This window comes from Novosphingobium sp. 550D (genome assembly GCF_057401885.1).
Genome location: NZ_CM171613.1, coordinates 1,164,565 through 1,181,204 on the forward strand (window position 1 = coordinate 1,164,565; position 16,640 = coordinate 1,181,204).

Sequence of the window (16,640 nt, forward strand, 5' to 3'; positions counted from 1 at the left end):
CTTTATATGATTACAACCACTACCACGATAGGATTAGAGAAGGCTTGATGGCCGCCTGTGGGAATTGCCTTTGCCCCTTGCCTTTTGGGCGCGCGGGCCTAGTTTCAAATCCTGTATTTAGCCCCAAAACGTGAGGATTCCCATGATTTCGCAACGCCAACGCGCCCTTGCTCTTGCTGTCGTCGCCTCGCTGGCCGTGGCCGCATGCGGCAGTTCGGACAAGGCGGCCGATGCGGTGACGCCCGAAAACGTGGAAATGCCTGCCGAATCGGCCCTCGCCCCGGTTGAGGCCGCACCGGCCGCAGATTCGGCCGCCTCGGCCGCGCCCACCACCACCGAAGGCGTCGCCGCCGCCGCGGGCCAAGCTGCCGCCGATGTGGCGGCCGCCGCCGCCGCCGCCGGTGCCGACATCAGCCCGACGCCCAGCGCATCGCCCGCCAAAAAGCCCTGATGAAAAAAAAAGGCCCGGACAAGGGGGATGCCTTGATCCGGGCCAGTTCGATGGCGTTATGTGGAAACCCACAAGCCCATCGGGTCGCAAAGGGAATGCTAGTAATCCATAGTTTCCGCCGCATCCCATGAATGTGGTATAAAAGAAATTTTATGCCGTTGCGTGGTTTTGAGCTCATTCCTGCGGGCGCTGGACGCCGACCTCGGCCTTGCCTATTGATGCGCCATGCCGCGCATCCCCGTCACCCGATCGATCAGCATCGATGAAAGCGAACTTGACGAAAGCACGACCCGTTCGTCCGGGCCGGGCGGACAGCATGTCAACACGACCGACAGCGCGGTGATCCTGAAATTCGATGTGGCGGCCTCGCCTTCTCTGCCCGATGCGGTGAAATACCGTCTGGCGCGGATTGCCGGTTCGCGCATGACATCTGAAGGCGTGCTGGTGCTGCGTTCCGAAGGGTCGCGGTCGCAATTGATCAACCGGCAAGAGGTCCGCGCCCGCCTGATCGCGATGATCGTCGAGGCGACATTCGTGCCCAAGGCGCGCAAGGCGACCAAGCCCACCAAGGCTTCGCAGACGCGGCGCATGGATGGGAAAGCGCGGCGTTCCTCGGTGAAGGCGGGGCGGGGGAAGTGGAAGGAATAGAGGTTTTTGCCTCCGGCGGGTTAAGGGCGGGGGCCCTTAACAATCCCATTTTTGGGGTGGGATCGCGGGGGTGTTTTGGGTTTTTATAGCCTGCGGCGCGGTGAGCTAGCGCTGAATGGCGCCGCAGGCTTTCAATATTCATCGCTGCGTCCGACACCAAACGCCGAACTCGACACGCAACGTGGACAGTAACGGGAGCGCGAGGGTCTAGACCCTCGCATCATCCTCATTCCCCGCCTTCTTCCTTTTCAACCTCGACCGTCGCTTCCGGCTCGGCTTCCGGTTCAACCCGGCCCGTCAACCCGGCCATGTCCTCTTCAAAACCCAATTCGACGAAATCCTCGGGCAGGGGGGCGACGGCATGGATCGGCGGCTTGCCTTCGCGCAGGACGGTCAGTTCGGCGGCGTGGAGCATCGTGCGCCCCCCGCCCGTGCCATCGCCGTAAATCGGATCGCCGACCAGCGCGGCGCCCAGACCCTTTTGCGCATGGACGCGGATCTGGTGGGTGCGCCCGGTTTCGGGGCGGAATTCGACCAGGGTCATGCCGTCGATCTCGACGATCTTGCGCCAATGGGTGACGGCGGGCTTGCCCTCGTGCGAGGCGACCATGCGCCAACCGCCATATTTGCTCGATGTCTTGAGCAGGTTGAGCGAGATCGTGCCCGATTCCTTGCGCACCGGCCCGTTGACGATGCCAAGGTAACGTTTGGACACGACGCGGGCCTCGAACGCGGCACAGAATCGTTTATGCGCCTTGGGATTGCGCGCCAGCAGCAGGCAGCCCGACGTGTCCTGATCAAGGCGGTGGACGGGCAGAGGCTCACGCGCAAAGCCAAGGCGCAGATCGGGAAGGAAATCTTCCAGAGCCACGCCGCCCTTGCGCGGACGGTCGAGGGGGAGGCCCGCAGGCTTGTTGACGATCAGCGCTTCGCCGTCTTCAAACAGGATGGGAATGTTCATTCCCACCCCATAGATCATTTGAGGGCCGAAGCAATCCGGGCGAAGGCCTGCGTCAGCTTTGCATCATCGGCGGCAAAGGAAATGCGGAAACCGGCAAAGCCGCAATGCTCGCCGCCAAAGGCGCTGGCGGCCACAATCGCCACGCCATGTTCGATCAGGTGCATGGCCAAAGCCTCGTCATTGCCAAAGCGGGGCATCAACGGGGCGGCGTCGATCATGCAATAAAACGCGCCATCGGGAATGGGCGTCGACAGGCCGGGGATGGCATTGATCGCGCCCACGCACAGATCGCGCCGCGCCCGGAATTTCTCGCGCCAGTCGAGCAGGAATTCCTGCGGCCCTTCAAACGCCGCCACCGCGCCCGCCTGCGAAATCGAACAGGCATTGCCCGACACATGGCTCTGGAGCCGCCCCATGGCGGCGATCAGCCATGCCGGACCCGCCGCCACGCCAATGCGCAGGCCGGTCATCGCATGGCTTTTCGACACGCCCGAAATGGTCAGCACCCGGTCGGCCAGATCGGGGCATTCCACCGCCAGCGTCGCATGAACCCCGCCATTGTAACGCAGCGGGGCATAGATATCATCGCTCAGCACAAGGATATGGGGGTGTTTGCGCAGCACCTCGCCCAGCGCCTGCAGGTCGGCCGCGCTATAGGTCGCGCCGGTCGGATTGCCGGGGCTGTTGAGCAGCAGCCAGCGGGTGTTCTTGGTGATCGCCCCCGCCAGAGCATCGGCCGACATGCGGAACCCATCGGCGGCGTAGGTCGCCACCGGCACCACACTGGCCCCGGAAAAGCGCACTATTTCGGGATAGGACACCCACCATGGCGCGGGGATCAGCACCTCATCGCCCGGATTGAGCGTGGCCATCAGCGCGAGGAAGATCGACTGTTTGCCCCCCGACGACACCAGAATGCGCGCCGGATCGACCTTTAACCCCAGATCGCGTTCGAAATGCAGCGCCGATGCGCGGCGCAGCGCCATCGTGCCCGCCACCGCCGTATAGCGCGTGTCGCCCGCGTCCAGCGCGGCCTTCATCGCATCGACCACATGGGGCGGGGTGGGAAAATCCGGCTCGCCCACTGACAGGCTGATGATGTCGCGCCCTTCATCGCGCAGGGCGATGGCGCGGTCGGTCATGGCATTGGTGCGCGAGGGCTGGATGCGATCAAGAGCGTGCGAAATGGAGGTGGGCGAAATGGTCATGGCATGCGCGTTAAACGCAAAGCCGTGCCCGCATCAAGCCGCGCAGGGCATTGCCGATAAAGAATCCGTCCTCCAGATCCTCCAGCGTCAATTCCGCTTCACGCGCGCGGCCTTCCTCGATCAGGGTCCGGCGCAGAACCCCCGGCAACAGGCCCAGCGCCAATGGCGGGGTCAGCAGGATGCCGTCGCGCTCGACAAAGATGCTGGTGAAGCAGCCCTCGGTGACCAAGCCATCGTCGCGGACAAAAATCGCCTCACGCGCCCCCTCGGCCCGTGCGGCCTTTAACCCGGCGTCATAAAACCATCGGTCCGTGGTCTTGTGTCGCAAACGCCAGTCGCCCGTATCCAGCGGGATCGGCAAGGCGATGACCGGCACCGGCGCATCCCCATCCATCGGCGCGGGCAAGGGGCCGACCTCAAGGCTGATCGCCCCGCTGCGCCCCAGAACAAGGCGCAGGCGTGATGGCTTTTCGACCTCAAAACACAGGGCATGGATCGCGTTGCGCGCGCCATGGCGGTCAAAGGAAAAGCCCAGCAGCCCGGCGCTCTCCTTCATCCGTTCCAGATGCGCCTCCAGCATGGGCACGCCCAGTTCGGGGTCAAACGCCATGGTCTCGATCAGATCGAAACCCGCGATCATTTTGTCCGGCGCTGGCTGATGCACGAAACCCCCTTTGACCAGACATTCCCGCCATTCGTCGATGGCGACCGAATCCGCCACCACCGCCGACCCCACGCCCAGCACCGCTTTCCCATCAGGCGCAAGGCGAAGCGAACGAATTGCCACATTGAATGAGGCGCTTCCAGCAGAATTGGTGGCATTGGCCGGGTCAATATGGCCCAATGACCCGCAATAGATCCCGCGCGGGTCGCGTTCATGGGCATGGATCAATTCCATCGCGCGGATCTTGGGCGCGCCCGTCACCGATCCGCAAGGAAACAGCGCGCGGATCACATCGACCAGGCTGCGCCCATCCTCTAGCGTCGCATTCACGGTCGAGACCATTTGATGCACGGTGGGATAGGATTCGATGGCAAAGGGCGCATCGACGCGCACGCTGCCCGCATCCGATACGCGGGCAATATCGTTGCGCATCAGGTCAAGGATCATCAGGTTTTCCGACCGATCCTTGACGCTTTCAAACAATTCGCGGGCCAATGCGGCGTCGCTTTCGGGGGTGCTGCCGCGCGGGCGGGTGCCTTTCATGGGTTTGGCGCGCAATTGGCGGCCCTGCGCCTCGAAAAACAATTCGGGCGACAGGCTGAGCAGCCAATATTGCCCGTCGAACAGGATGCCGCCATGGCCGCCCCCGCCGCTGGCGCGCAATTGGGCATAGAGGCTGATCGGATCACCCGACCATGGCCCGGTCAGGGGAAAGGTGAAATTGGCCTGATAGATGTCGCCCGCACGGATGGCTTCGGCAATATGGTCAAAGGCTTGCGCATAGGCGCCTGCGCCAATGGCGGGCACCATCGGGCCGATCCGGGGGGCGGGATTTGGCATGGCGCATTCATCCAGCCATGCGGCCACCTGCGCGCTGCTCATATCGCGCCAGCCATCGAACGCGCCCATCCAGATCAGCGGCCCATCGGCCCCGCTGCGCGCATCGGCCAGAGGCGCGAGACGAGGTTCGAGCGCCAGCCCTGCTTCATAACCGATATGGCCCGCCATCGCATAACCCTGCGACAACAGCGCCTCGATCCGGGCCAGAGCGGGGGCGACCTCGTCCGGGCGGCGGGCGATGACGATCTCACGCGGGGCGACATACAGCCTCGCGCAACCCTCCATCCCGACGCGCGCATCGTCGAGCAGCACAAAGGGCGCATCACGCACCCTATCGAAAGTTATGGATTCGCCCATAGTGCGCGGCTTCTAGCGATGTCGCGCCAAGGTTGCAAAAGCCCATTGAGGAACAAAGGCCCCCGGCTTCGCAAAGCGCCGGGAAAGTCATATAATTGTTGTGATACTGTCATTATGTTGCTCTTATATCGGGGGTTTCGAACCGGGTCGGTTCGTTTTCGATGGATCAACACGGTGCCGCCCCGATGCGTCCGGCGCCTGATACGGAGAGCGATCATGCGTTTTCGTCTGCTGGCCGGCACTTTGCTATCCGCCGCATTGATCCTGCCGCATGGCGCCATGGCCGCGCCGCGCCCGCGCCATCCCGCGCCAAAGGTTACGCCCAAGACGCCCCCCAAGGTGCCCGTCGCCCCCGTTGTCGCCACCCCGGCCCCGCCCGCACCGCCCCCGCCGCCCGCGCCCAAGGGGCGGCTGGAAGGCGCGATCACGCCCGCTTTCTATCGTCTGGACATGACCGTCGATCCGGCCAAGGAACGCTTTTCCGGCCATGTCGAAATTGACGCGCTGCTGCATGGATCAAGCCGCTATGTCTATCTCCATGGCCGCGATCTCAATGTTACCAAGGCATCGGTCAATGTGAACGGGCGCAAATTTGCCGCCCATTGGAAACAGGTGGACGATACCGGCGTCGCCCTGCTCAGCTTTGATGAAGAAATTCCCGCCGGACAGGCGACCTTTGCCTTTGACTATGACGCGGCGTTTCAGGACGGGCCGCAGGGCATGTTCCGGGTGAAGGTGGGCGATCAGTGGTACAGCTGGACCCAGTTTGAATCGATCGACGCGCGCGCTGCCTTCCCCTCGTTTGATCAGCCGGGGTATAAGCAACCCTTCACCGTGACCCTGCGCACGCCCAAGGGCATGATGGCGGTCTCCAACGCGCCCGAGGTGGACACCACCGACGACGGCGCGATGACCGTCCACCGCTTTGAACAGACCGCGCCGCTGCCCACCTATCTGGTGGCGATGATGGTGGGCAATTTTGCCGTGGCCAAGGGCGAGGTGCCCGCCACGCCGCAGCGCGAAAAGCCGCTGCCGCTGCGTATTATCTCGACCCAGCAGAACAAGGACAAGCTCTCCTTCGCGCTGGAAAATTCCAAAAGCATCATTGCCCATCTGGAAAGCTATTTCGGCTCCGCTTTCCCCTATCCGAAACTGGACCAGATCACCGCGCCCATCATGCCCGGCGCAATGGAAAATGCCGGGGCCGATCTTTATCAGGACAATCTGCTGATTCTGGATGACCATGCCACCACGGCGCAAAAGCGCGCCTTTGGCATGGTGGTGGCGCATGAATTGGCGCACCAATGGTTTGGCGATCTGGTCACGCCCGCGTGGTGGGACGACATCTGGCTGAATGAAAGCTTTGCCAATTGGATGGGCTATCGCATCGGCAATGAATGGCGGCCAGACCTGAACATCGGGGCGGGCGCGCTGGAGGAAGGCTTTGCCGCGATGGGCACCGACGCCCTGTTGGCAGGGCGGCCGATCCATCAAAAGATCGACACCAACGCCCAGATCGACGCGGCCTTCGATTCGATCACCTATGGCAAGGGCGGCCATGTTGTCGCGATGATCGCGGCCTTTATGGGCGATGATAAATTCAAGGCGGGCGTGCGCGAATATATGGCCGCCCATCGTTACGGTAATGCGACCAGCGCCGACTTCTTCGCCTCGCTGGCCAAGGCGGCGGGCGATCCGCGCATCCTGCCCGCGATGCAGAGCTTTACCGATCAGCAGGGCATCCCCTTGCTGACCTTCAGCGGCAGCAAGGGCGATTATTACGCGGTGCAGAGCCGCTATGCCCGGTTGGGCACCAAAGAACCGGCCGAGCGCTGGAGCATCCCCTTCTGCGTCCGCGTGGACAAAGAGCGCCAGTGTCAATTGCTGGATGGCGAAGCGGCCAAGATCGATGTCATCGTCAAGGGGCCGTTGATGCCCAATGCGGGCGGCACGGGCTATTACCGTTTTGAATTGCCCAAGCCCGAATGGGACCGCCTGATCGCCATTTCGAACACGTTGCCCGGCGGCGAAGGTCTGGCCTTGGCCGACAGCCTGTTCGCCAGTTTTCAGGCGGGGCGTTCGGGGCCGGAATTGCTGGTCAAAATGGCGCGGACCATGGTGAACAACCCCGATTCCTATGCCAGCGAGGCGGCAACCTCGCCGTTGCAGACGCTGGAACGGGCCGGTTTCTATGATGCCGATGCCGAAGCGGCCTATCGCGCCTTCTTCACCCGCCTCTACGCCCCGATGCTGGCCAAGTCCGGGTTCAATCCGGCGCAGGGCGCCTATTCGGGCGAGGATGCGGAAAGCTCGCAGCGCCGCGTGCAACTGGTGCGCAAAATGGCGGGCGTGGCGCATGATCCGGCGCTGCTGGCCACGTTGACGCAGGCCGCTTCGGCATGGCTGGGCGGGAACAAGGCTGCGCTGGACCCGGCGTGGTACGGCGTGGGCTTTGGCGCATGGCTGGAGGCGCAGGGCAAGGCCGGGACCGGGCTGGCCGCGGCCAAGTCTCTGTTTGAAAAGGCGCTGGCTTCGCAAGACCCGCTGTTCCGCCCCTCGGCGCTGGGCGCGTTGGCGGGGACGGGCAAGGCCGATATTGCCCAATGGCTGCTGGACGATGCCAAGGATCAGCGCCTGCGCCTGTCCGAGCGTGTGCAATTGGTGATGGGCGTGGCGGTCAACACCAAAACCCGCGATATGGGCTATGACTGGCTGCGCGCCCATGCCGATGAATTGCTCTCGGGCAGTTCGGGCATCTTCCTTGCCTCGCGCCTGCCGCAGGTGTTCGGCACATTCTGTTCGGTCGAAAAATCCGACGCGATTGCCAAGGATTTCGGCGCGCGGCTGGCGGGCAAGACCGGCGAACTGGAACTGGCCCGCGTGATCGAGCGGGTGCGCAGTTGCGGCGTGCTGAAGGATGCGCGCGGGGCGGAAGTCTCGACCTTGATGGCGCGGGTGAAATAACCCGCGCCCTTCAGGCCGGAAGCGGCAGCCAGAGCGTCGCCATCAACCCCACAACCACGCCTTTCTCATCGGTGCGGTTGTTCAGCGTCAGCCGCCCGCCATGCTGGTCCGCAATCGCGCGGGCCAGCGTCAGGCCAAGCCCCGCGCCGCCGGTGGCCGTGTTGCGCGAAGGCTCGCCGCGGGTAAAGGGTTCGAACATCTTTTCAATGTCGCCGCCAATGCCCCGACCGCTGTCCACAACGCGGATCACGGCCCATGGTTTGCCCTCGGCTTCTTCGCGCATCATCGTCACCTGCGCGCTGCCGGCATAGCGCAGCGCGTTGCCGATCAGATTGCGCAAGGCCCGGCGCAACCATGTCGCCCGCGCCGGCATGACCAGGCGCGGCGCATGGTCGAATTCGACATCATCGCCCATATCCTCATATTCCTCGACAATCGAGGCGACAAGGGCGGCCAGTTCGGTCGGCTCCACCGGATCGCTGGGACGGCCCACGCGGGCCAGCGACAGGATGTCGTCCAGCGAGCGGGTGATATCCTCAATGGTCTTGGCCATCTTGTCGCGTTCGGCATCATCCTCGACGCTCTCGATCCGCACGCGCAGCGCGGCCAGAGGCGTTTTCAGATCATGCCCGATCGCGCCCAGCATCACGTCCTTTTCATTGATCAGCGTGGTGATCCGCTGCTCCATCGCATTATGCGCCTCGATCAGATGGCGCACGTCGGCGGGGCCTTCCGGCTCGATCTGATTGGTGGATTCGCGGGTGCGGGCAAATTGATCGACCCGGCTGGTCAGCGCCGCCAGAGGCCGCGCAATCCGCCGCAGGATCAACGCAATCGCGCCCACCAGCACGGCGTAAATAAACAACGTCTGCGCAATCAGCGTCACCAGCAGCCATGGATCGCGGGCCGGAATGCTCGACCGCACCACCATCCATTCGCCGCCGGGCTGAATCTGGGCGGCGGCCACCAACAGGTGCTTGGGCTTTGGCGGGGCATGGTCGCCCATCATCGCGTAACGCTTGTTGACGCGCTTTTGCCAGAACGGGTCATCCACCAGATCACGTTCGACCACCATCAAACGCAGCGGTTTGAGATCCTGCGAACCCAGCAATTCATTGAGGCGCTGGCTGATTTCGGGCTTGGCCTCGTCACCCGGATTGGGCTGAAAGTCCTTCACCCGCACCGGACGCGGCCCACGCGGCATGTCGTCGGGGCCGGGGCGGCCGATCATCATGGGCGGATTGTCGCGGTGATGTTTCTGACGCTCACCCTCACCCGGCATGGGCGGGGGCGGCGGGGGCAGCGGACCATCGGACGGATCGACATCATCGCGATGGCGCAGCGCAATGGCCGTGCGCATGGCCAGTTCCTGCGTCACCTGCTGTTCGCGATAACCGGCCTGCGCCTTGTACAACAGGATCGCGCCGATCGTCTGGGCCAGCAACAGCGCGCCCGCCAGCGCCAGCATGACCTGTCCGGTCAGGCTGCGCGGGATCAGGCGTTTGGGGTCAAATTTGCTCACCGATGATCCGTTCAAAGATCCGAGGCCGGAACGCGGCGAACATCGGCGGCCAGCATATAGCCCCCGCCCCACACGGTCTGGATCAGTTGCGGATTGCGGCTGTCCACCTCGATCTTGCGGCGCAGGCGGCTGACCTGATTATCGACGGCGCGATCAAACAGATGCGCCTCGCGCCCCTGCACCATGTCGAGCAGGCGGTCGCGGTCCAGCACTTGCCGGGGATGTTCAAGGAAGGCCATCAGCAGCCGGAATTCCACCGAGGAGATCGCCACAATCGCATTATCGGGGGCAATCAGGCGGCGCTTGAGCGGGTCAAGCCGCCAGCCATCGAACTGGAAATCCTCATTGGATTGCAAATCGGGCAGAGCGCCGCGTGCTGCCCGGCGCAGGACCGAACGGATGCGGGCGACCAGTTCGCGTGGCTCGAAAGGTTTGACGACATAATCGTCGGCCCCGATTTCGAGCCCCACGATCCGGTCGGTCGCCTCGCCCCGTGCGGTCAGGAAGATCGTCGGGATCGAACGCGCCTCGGTTAGATGACGGCATAGCGACAGCCCATCCTCGCCCGGCATCATGATGTCGAGCAGAACCAGATCGGGCACATCATGGGCGATGATGCTGCGCGCCTCGGCGGCGCTGGCCGCCTGACGGACGCCGAACCCCTGACGTTCCAGATAGGAGGCCAAAGGTTCGCGCAGATCCGGCTCGTCATCGACCAGCAGGATTTGCAGCAGGGAATTGTCGCTGTCGCTGTTCACGTCTTCCTACCTTTTACTCTCCCGGAGGCGGCGGTGGCATATCATGGCCGCCGTGACCATCGGGGCCGGGGCCCTGATGATGACCGCCACGCGGGCCATTGCCACCCCAGCGCGGACCGCGATCGCCCATATGGGCCTTCATCGCGGCGCGGCGCTCTTCCGGGGTTACCTTGCCATCGTGATTGGCATCGGCGCTGTCAAACATCTTGAGCGCGGCGCCGACAAATGCGTCCTTGGTCACCGTGCCGGTGTGGTTGGGATCGGCCTGTTCCATCATGCCCATACGCATACCCATGCGCATGCCCATTTTCATACCGGGGCCACGGCGCCCCTTGTCATCGGGACCACCGGCCATGGGACCACCGGCCATGGGACCACCGGACGGCGGCATGTCCATGCCCTTTCCGGGGCCACGCATTTTTTCATGGGCGGCTTCGAATTCCTGACGGCTCAACTGGCCATCATGGTTGGTGTCCATCATGTCGAAATGCTTGGCGCGGCGGGCTTCGCCATCGGCCTTGTCCAGTTTGCCGTCATGGTTGACATCCATGGCGTCGAACATCTTTTCGGCATGGGCCTTGGCCTCGGCGCGGGTCATGTCCTTCATGGGCGGGGCGGGGGGCGTTGCCGGGCTCTGCGCATGGGCAACCGATACCGCCATGAGGGCAATGGCGGAAAGCCCGATTGAAAGTTTCCTCATCCTAGCGATCCTTACGTGAACTCTTCTTGGGGGCAAAAGAGAGTTGGGATGAAAGCCGCAGCCGTTGCCCTTGCCGTGAAGGGGAGGAGGCAGGGGAGACTGCAGCTTTCGTAGATCTTATTAGGCTCTGACTGTCGCGGCATTATGCCGGAACGGGCGATTTTTGTCGCCAATTGTCGCTCTTGTTTTACGCAATGTTGCGATGGGCCACGCACGCGCCTTCATCGCCAAGGTCCAGATGGGGTGCGAGACTATGCGCCATGGCCTTCACCGGCACCGGGCGCAAAGACATAGGCGTTGAGCTTGTTGCCATCCCGGTCGCGGAAATAGGCGGCGTAAAAGCCGGGGAAACGCTCGCCCGGCGCGCCCTCACACGTGCCGCCCAGCGACAGGGCCAGCGCGTGGAGGCGGTCGACCTGCTGCTGGTCCTTGGCCTCCAACGCGACCATCACGCCATTGCCGACCGTGGCCGGTTCGCCATCAAAGGGCAGCGTTATGCCAATGCCCGCGCCGCCACCCGGCACGCCCCATGCGATATAGCGTTCATCGCCCCCCATGCGCGAAACGCCCATTTCCGCGCCAATCGCGTCATAGAATTCGGCCGCCCGCGCCAGATCCCGCGTGCCCAGTGTGACATAGCCAATCATGCCTGCTCTCCATGGCGGCCGAGTCGCCGCGCATGGGAACAATGTGGGAACATGATGGCCTTGGCAAGCCTTACCCCAAGGGGGCGCATTGGGCTTTGAGCCAGTCCAGCGCCTCGCCGGACAATTGCGGGGCAATGATGCTTTCGACGCGGGCGTGATAGGCGTTCCACCACGAAACCTCGTCGCGGGTCAGCAGGCGATCATCGACCAGCGCCCGCTCGATCGGCACATGGGTCAAGGTTTCAAAGCCGAAATAGGTGCCCTCGGCGCCCTCGATATCGCGCTCCTCGACCAGCACGAGATTTTCGATGCGAATGCCATAGGCCCCGGTCTTGTAATAGCCCGGCTCGTTCGACAGGAACATGCCCGCCAGCAATTCCTGCCCGGTGCCTGCCTGTCCGCCGCTGGATTTGGCGATGCGTTGCGGGCCTTCATGGACGGACAGAAAGCTGCCCACGCCATGCCCGGTGCCATGGGCATAATCCAGACCCGCCGCCCACAGATGTTGCCGCGCCAGCGTGTCAAGCTGCGATCCATTGGTGCCCGCCGGAAAGACGGCGCGGGCAATGGCTATATGGCCTTTTAAAACGCGGGTGAAACGGTCGCGCACTTCATCCGATGGCGCATCGGGGCCGACCCAGACGGTGCGGGTGATGTCGGTGGTGCCATCGGGATATTGCCCGCCCGAATCGACCAGATAGACGCTGGAGGGATCAATCGCCCGGTTGGTTTCCTCGCTGACCCGGTAATGGACGATGGCCCCGTTCGGCCCCGCGCCGCTGATCGTGTCAAACGACAGGTCGCGCAGGTCGCCGCATTCCCGGCGGAATTGGTGCAGGGCCTCGGCGGCGCTCATTTCCGTCACGGAGCCCTTGGGGCCTTCGACCGACAGCCAGTGGAGGAAGCGCGTGACCGCCGCCCCGTCGCGGGCCTGTGCGGCGCGGTGGCCGGCCTGTTCGATCGGGTTCTTGATCGCCTTGGGCAGGACGCAGGGGTCGCGCTCCTCGATGATCTGCGCGCCCGCCAGCGCTTCAAAGATCGCCGCCACGCTGCGTTCGGGGTCAACCACCACCTTCTTGCCCGACAGCGCGGTCAGCGAGGGGACGAAATCCTCACGCGGCAGGATACGCACCGCATTGCCCAGATGGGCGCGCAGTTCGGGCGTCACCTTTTCGGGCGCAATGAACAGATCCGCCGTGCCATCGGCATGGGCCACCACAAAGGACAGCGCCACCGGCGTGCGCGACACGTCCGTGCCCCGCATATTGAGCAGCCATGCCACCGAATCGAGCGCGGCAATCACCGCCGCATCGGCCCCTCGCGTGGTCAGCCATTCGGCCACCTGTGCCCGCTTGGCCTCGGACGGGACGCCCGCCAATTCGGTGGGATGGGGTAAAGCGACGGCAAGACTGCGCTCCGGCTGATCATCCCACACCGCATCGACCGGGTTGCGCGACACGGGCACCAGTTCGCCGCCAAGGGGGGCAAGCGCCTTTTCCACCCCGCGCGCCCATGGGCGGCCATGCAGCCATGCGTCATAGCCGATCTTTGCCCCGGCGGGCGCGTGTGTGCCCAGCCATGCGGCGGGGCTGGTGGCGGGCACGTTCTGATATTCATACAGCGCGCCATCGACCTGATCGCGCACCTGAAGCGTATAGCGCCCATCGACAAAGATCGCCGCGCTTTGCGTGAGCACCACCGCCGTCCCCGCCGATCCGCCAAAACCCGTCAGCCATTCGAGCCGCTGGGCATAGGCGCCGACATATTCGCTCATATGTTCATCGGAAATCGGGATGACAAAACCGTCCAGCCCCTGAGCGGCCAATTCGGCGCGCAGGGCAGAAAGGCGGCCTGAAAACGGGGTGGCATGGATATTGTTCGGCATTGGGACGCGCTTTCCTTCAATTCCCGCACCACTGTCGCTTGCGGAGGGGGGCTTGCCAACATAGATGCAAGCTATGAGCATTTCCAGCCAGCCCCGCCCCCCTGTGGCCGCCAAACAGGCACATAGCTTTACCCACCACGGCATCACCGTCACCGATGATTACGCCTGGCTGCGCGATGCGGACTATCCCGATGTAAAGGATGAGGCGATTTTGGCCCATCTGAACGCGGAAAATGCGTGGTTTGAAAGCCGGATGGCCGGACAAAAGGACCGCATCGGCGCGCTCTTCACCGAAATGCGCGCCCGCATCAAGGAAGCCGACAAGAGCGTGCCGCAAAAGGACGGCGATTACCTCTATTGGATCGAATATGAGGAAGGCGCCGAATATAAGAAATGGTGGCGCAGGCCCGTTGCGGGCGGCGAAGATGAATTGCTGCTCGACGAAGTGGCTCTGGCGCAGGGTAAGGAATATTTTCGCCTCGGCGCGATTTCGCTCTCGGCGGACGGCAAATTGCTGGCGTGGAGTGTCGATGACAATGGTTCGGAGCGTTTCACCGCCCGCATCCGCGTGATCGAGACAGGCGAGGTTCTGCCCGATGTGATCGAGGGGACTTTGTCCTCGCTGGTCTGGGTCGCGGGGGATAAGGGGCTGGTTTATTCGCTGGCCAATGACAATTGGCGCACCGACAATGCCCGTCTGCACTGGCTGGGCCGCCCGGTGTCCGAGGATGTGGAGCTGTATCACGAGGATGATGACGGATTCCGCGTCGGGTCGTCGCTCTCGGCCAATGAGCAATGGCTGATCATTTCCACCAGCGATCATGAGACCAGCGAAGTCCGGCTGATCCCGGCCAATGATCCGCTGGCCGCGCCCATTCTGGTGCGCCCGCGGGTCGAAGGCGTGGAATATGATGTCGATGAGCGCGATGGCATTTTGTACATCCACGCCAACGACACGCATGAGAATTTTCGGCTGGCTACGGCATCGATTTCCGCGCCGGGCGAATGGACCAGCGTGATCGAGGGCAGCGATGAGTTTTACCTCACCGGCTTTGATCTGTTCCGCGATTTCTATGTGATCGAAGGGCGCGTGCGCGGTTTGGACCGGATCGAGGTTCGCTATTACGACGACCCCGCCCGGATCGAGCCTATCGAGTTCCCAGAGGATTCCTATGAGGCCGGATTGGCCGACAATCCGGAATGGGCCGTCGAAAAACTGCGCGTGTCCTATGAAAGCATGGTCAGCCCGGCCAGCGTCTATGACTACACCGTGGCGAACAAGAGCCTTGAACTGCTCAAGGTGCAGGAAATCCCCAGCGGTTATGACGCTTCGCTTTATGAAACGAAGCGGTTGGAGATTGCCGCGCGCGACGGGACGATGGTGCCGGTGTCGATCCTCTATCGCAAGGATCGCGCCGGAGCAGGACCGCTCCACCTCTATGGCTATGGCGCCTATGGCATCGCCATCAGCCCCGGTTTTTCCACCACGCGCCTCTCGCTGGTTGATCGCGGTTTTGCCTATGCCATCGCCCATATACGCGGCGGCGATGACATGGGCCGCGCATGGTACAAAGCGGGCAAGCGCGAGGCGCGCACCAACACGTTCAATGATTTCGTCGATGTGGCGCGGGGATTGATCGATCTGGGCTATACCGCGCCGGGGCGGATCAGCATTTCGGGCGGATCGGCGGGCGGCGAACTGATGGGCGCGGTCATCAATTCCGACCCCGACCTGTGGGGCGCGGTGGTGGCGCATGTGCCCTTTGTCGACGTGCTGGCGACCATGCTGGATGAAAGCCTGCCCCTGACGCCGGGCGAATGGCCCGAATGGGGCAACCCGATCGAGGACAAGGCGGCGTTTGAACTGATCCACTCGTATAGCCCCTATGATCAGGTCAAGGCGCAGGACTATCCGCCGCTGATGGTGACGGCGGGGCTTAACGATCCGCGCGTGACCTATTGGGAGCCGGCCAAATGGGTTGCGCGGCTGCGTGAGCTGAAGACCGACAGCAATGAGTTGATCCTGAAAACCAACATGGGTGCAGGGCATGGCGGTAAATCGGGGCGGTTTGAATCGCTGACCGAAACGGCGGAGGAATTTGCGTTTATCCTCTGGCAATTGGGGGTTTGAGTTTGGGGGGTAAGGTTGAAGGTGCCTCCGGCGGGTTAAGGGCGGGGTCCCTTAACAATCCAGATACTGTAGAGGTTGCGCGCCACATCACCTTTGGGCGCAAGGCCGCCACGCCGCAGGCTTTATAAACCGTTTCGTGGATGAGCGCAGCGCCGCACCTTTGCGCCACCCCAAAACGGGATTGCAAAGGGCTCCCGCCCTTTGCCCGCCGGAGGCCCCCTTCCTTTCAACGAAAACCCCTTGCCTTCCTGACGCCCGCCCCCAAATTCCCCCTATGCCCAATCGCTTCACCCAAACCTTTACCGCAGGCCCCGATCACATCGACATCATGGGCCACGTCAACAACGCCGTCTGGGTTCAGTGGATGGAGGCGATTGCCACCGCGCACTGGATGCAGGACGCCGCGCCCGATCATGTCGAGCGCTATGTCTGGGTCGTGACGCGGCACGAGATCGACTATCGCGGTAATATCAGCGAGGGGCAGAGCGTCACCGCCGAAACCTTCATCCCCGAAGGCCCGACCGGCGCGCGTTTCGACCGCCGTATCGATTTCCGCAACGATGCGGGCAAGGTCATCGTTTCGGCGCGCAGCACATGGGCGATGCTGGACAAGGAAACGCTGCGTTTGACGCGGGTGTCGGGGGAGATTGCCGAAGCGTTTGCGCCGGAAGGTGGGTGGGGAGGTTAAGGTGCCTCCGGCGGGCAAAGGGCGGGGGCCCTTTGCAATCCCGTTATGGGGTGGTGTTAAAGTTCGCCGGGATGCGCCGATCCGCGAAGCGGCTTAAAGCCTGCGGCGCTGAGTCGTTGCGCAAGGCCGAACCCATAGCGCAACGAGGACAATAATGGGATCGCAAAGGGTCGAGACCCTTTGCCCGCCGGAGGCCCTTCTAACCTCCGAAACCCC

At 63.2% G+C, this 16,640-nt stretch carries 13 protein-coding genes; 5 read left to right on the forward strand and 8 right to left on the reverse strand.

Features of this window, described 5'->3' with window-relative positions; translation table 11 throughout:
- Positions 1 to 142 precede the first annotated feature (142 nt).
- Both AC2S2E_RS05605 and arfB read left to right on the forward strand, forming a co-directional pair.
- Positions 143 to 451, forward strand: coding sequence for a hypothetical protein (locus AC2S2E_RS05605; RefSeq protein WP_476105755.1), 309 nt, complete (start codon positions 143 to 145; stop codon positions 449 to 451).
- Between the two features lie 225 nt (positions 452 to 676).
- Positions 677 to 1,099, forward strand: coding sequence for an alternative ribosome rescue aminoacyl-tRNA hydrolase ArfB (gene arfB, locus AC2S2E_RS05610; RefSeq protein ID WP_476105753.1), 423 nt, complete (start codon positions 677 to 679; stop codon positions 1,097 to 1,099).
- Between the two features lie 226 nt (positions 1,100 to 1,325).
- Here arfB and AC2S2E_RS05615 read toward each other — a convergent pair whose 3' ends face one another.
- From AC2S2E_RS05615 to pabB, 3 genes are read right to left on the reverse strand one after another with little or no spacing between them, the layout of a single operon-like run.
- Positions 1,326 to 2,060 (reverse strand): RluA family pseudouridine synthase, encoded by a 735-nt coding sequence (locus tag AC2S2E_RS05615; RefSeq protein ID WP_486524039.1) that lies wholly within the window; start codon positions 2,058 to 2,060, stop codon positions 1,326 to 1,328.
- Positions 2,061 to 2,074: 14 nt separating this feature from the next.
- Entirely contained in the window at positions 2,075 to 3,268 is a 1,194-nt protein-coding gene (locus AC2S2E_RS05620) for a pyridoxal phosphate-dependent aminotransferase (RefSeq protein ID WP_486524040.1), read from the reverse strand.
- 10 nt (positions 3,269 to 3,278) lie between these two features.
- Positions 3,279 to 5,129, reverse strand: coding sequence for an aminodeoxychorismate synthase component I (pabB, locus tag AC2S2E_RS05625; protein WP_486524041.1), 1,851 nt, complete (start codon positions 5,127 to 5,129; stop codon positions 3,279 to 3,281).
- Between the two features lie 216 nt (positions 5,130 to 5,345).
- Here pabB and AC2S2E_RS05630 point away from each other — a divergent pair, with 216 nt between their 5' ends.
- The gene (locus AC2S2E_RS05630) at positions 5,346 to 8,093 is read left to right on the forward strand and encodes a M1 family metallopeptidase (RefSeq protein WP_486524042.1); all 2,748 of its coding nucleotides are present in this window, start codon (positions 5,346 to 5,348) and stop codon (positions 8,091 to 8,093) included.
- A gap of 10 nt (positions 8,094 to 8,103) precedes the next feature.
- Here AC2S2E_RS05630 and AC2S2E_RS05635 read toward each other — a convergent pair whose 3' ends face one another.
- From AC2S2E_RS05635 to AC2S2E_RS05655, 5 genes are all read right to left on the reverse strand, one after another.
- On the reverse strand, positions 8,104 to 9,615 hold the full coding sequence (locus tag AC2S2E_RS05635) for a sensor histidine kinase (protein ID WP_476105743.1): 1,512 nt from the start codon (positions 9,613 to 9,615) through the stop codon (positions 8,104 to 8,106).
- An 11-nt stretch (positions 9,616 to 9,626) separates the two neighbouring features.
- Positions 9,627 to 10,373, reverse strand: a complete 747-nt coding sequence (locus AC2S2E_RS05640) for a response regulator (RefSeq protein WP_476105741.1) — start codon at positions 10,371 to 10,373, stop codon at positions 9,627 to 9,629.
- Between the two features lie 13 nt (positions 10,374 to 10,386).
- Positions 10,387 to 11,073 (reverse strand): EF-hand domain-containing protein, encoded by a 687-nt coding sequence (locus AC2S2E_RS05645; protein ID WP_476105739.1) that lies wholly within the window; start codon positions 11,071 to 11,073, stop codon positions 10,387 to 10,389.
- A 251-nt stretch (positions 11,074 to 11,324) separates the two neighbouring features.
- Positions 11,325 to 11,720, reverse strand: a complete 396-nt coding sequence (locus AC2S2E_RS05650; RefSeq protein ID WP_486524043.1) for a VOC family protein — start codon at positions 11,718 to 11,720, stop codon at positions 11,325 to 11,327.
- Positions 11,721 to 11,790: 70 nt separating this feature from the next.
- Positions 11,791 to 13,605: an aminopeptidase P family protein gene (locus AC2S2E_RS05655; protein ID WP_486524044.1), complete on the reverse strand. Its 1,815-nt coding sequence runs from the start codon at positions 13,603 to 13,605 to the stop codon at positions 11,791 to 11,793.
- A gap of 73 nt (positions 13,606 to 13,678) precedes the next feature.
- Here AC2S2E_RS05655 and AC2S2E_RS05660 point away from each other — a divergent pair, with 73 nt between their 5' ends.
- Positions 13,679 to 15,736, forward strand: a complete 2,058-nt coding sequence (locus AC2S2E_RS05660; protein ID WP_486524045.1) for a S9 family peptidase — start codon at positions 13,679 to 13,681, stop codon at positions 15,734 to 15,736.
- A 274-nt stretch (positions 15,737 to 16,010) separates the two neighbouring features.
- Entirely contained in the window at positions 16,011 to 16,424 is a 414-nt protein-coding gene (locus AC2S2E_RS05665) for an acyl-CoA thioesterase (protein ID WP_486524046.1), read from the forward strand.
- The last annotated feature ends 216 nt before the right edge of the window (positions 16,425 to 16,640 follow it).

What these genes read in the sequence shown, in the direction of transcription:
- AC2S2E_RS05605 (WP_476105755.1), top strand. Translation starts at nt 143, where the DNA reads ATGATTTCGCAACGCCAACGCGCCCTTGCTCTTGCTGTCGTCGCCTCG.
- arfB (WP_476105753.1), top strand. Translation starts at nt 677, where the DNA reads ATGCCGCGCATCCCCGTCACCCGATCGATCAGCATCGATGAAAGCGAA.
- AC2S2E_RS05615 (WP_486524039.1), bottom strand. Translation starts at nt 2,060, where the DNA reads ATGAACATTCCCATCCTGTTTGAAGACGGCGAAGCGCTGATCGTCAAC.
- AC2S2E_RS05620 (WP_486524040.1), bottom strand. Translation starts at nt 3,268, where the DNA reads ATGACCATTTCGCCCACCTCCATTTCGCACGCTCTTGATCGCATCCAG.
- pabB (WP_486524041.1), bottom strand. Translation starts at nt 5,129, where the DNA reads ATGGGCGAATCCATAACTTTCGATAGGGTGCGTGATGCGCCCTTTGTG.
- AC2S2E_RS05630 (WP_486524042.1), top strand. Translation starts at nt 5,346, where the DNA reads ATGCGTTTTCGTCTGCTGGCCGGCACTTTGCTATCCGCCGCATTGATC.
- AC2S2E_RS05645 (WP_476105739.1), bottom strand. Translation starts at nt 11,073, where the DNA reads ATGAGGAAACTTTCAATCGGGCTTTCCGCCATTGCCCTCATGGCGGTA.
- AC2S2E_RS05650 (WP_486524043.1), bottom strand. Translation starts at nt 11,720, where the DNA reads ATGATTGGCTATGTCACACTGGGCACGCGGGATCTGGCGCGGGCGGCC.
- AC2S2E_RS05655 (WP_486524044.1), bottom strand. Translation starts at nt 13,605, where the DNA reads ATGCCGAACAATATCCATGCCACCCCGTTTTCAGGCCGCCTTTCTGCC.
- AC2S2E_RS05660 (WP_486524045.1), top strand. Translation starts at nt 13,679, where the DNA reads ATGAGCATTTCCAGCCAGCCCCGCCCCCCTGTGGCCGCCAAACAGGCA.
- AC2S2E_RS05665 (WP_486524046.1), top strand. Translation starts at nt 16,011, where the DNA reads ATGCCCAATCGCTTCACCCAAACCTTTACCGCAGGCCCCGATCACATC.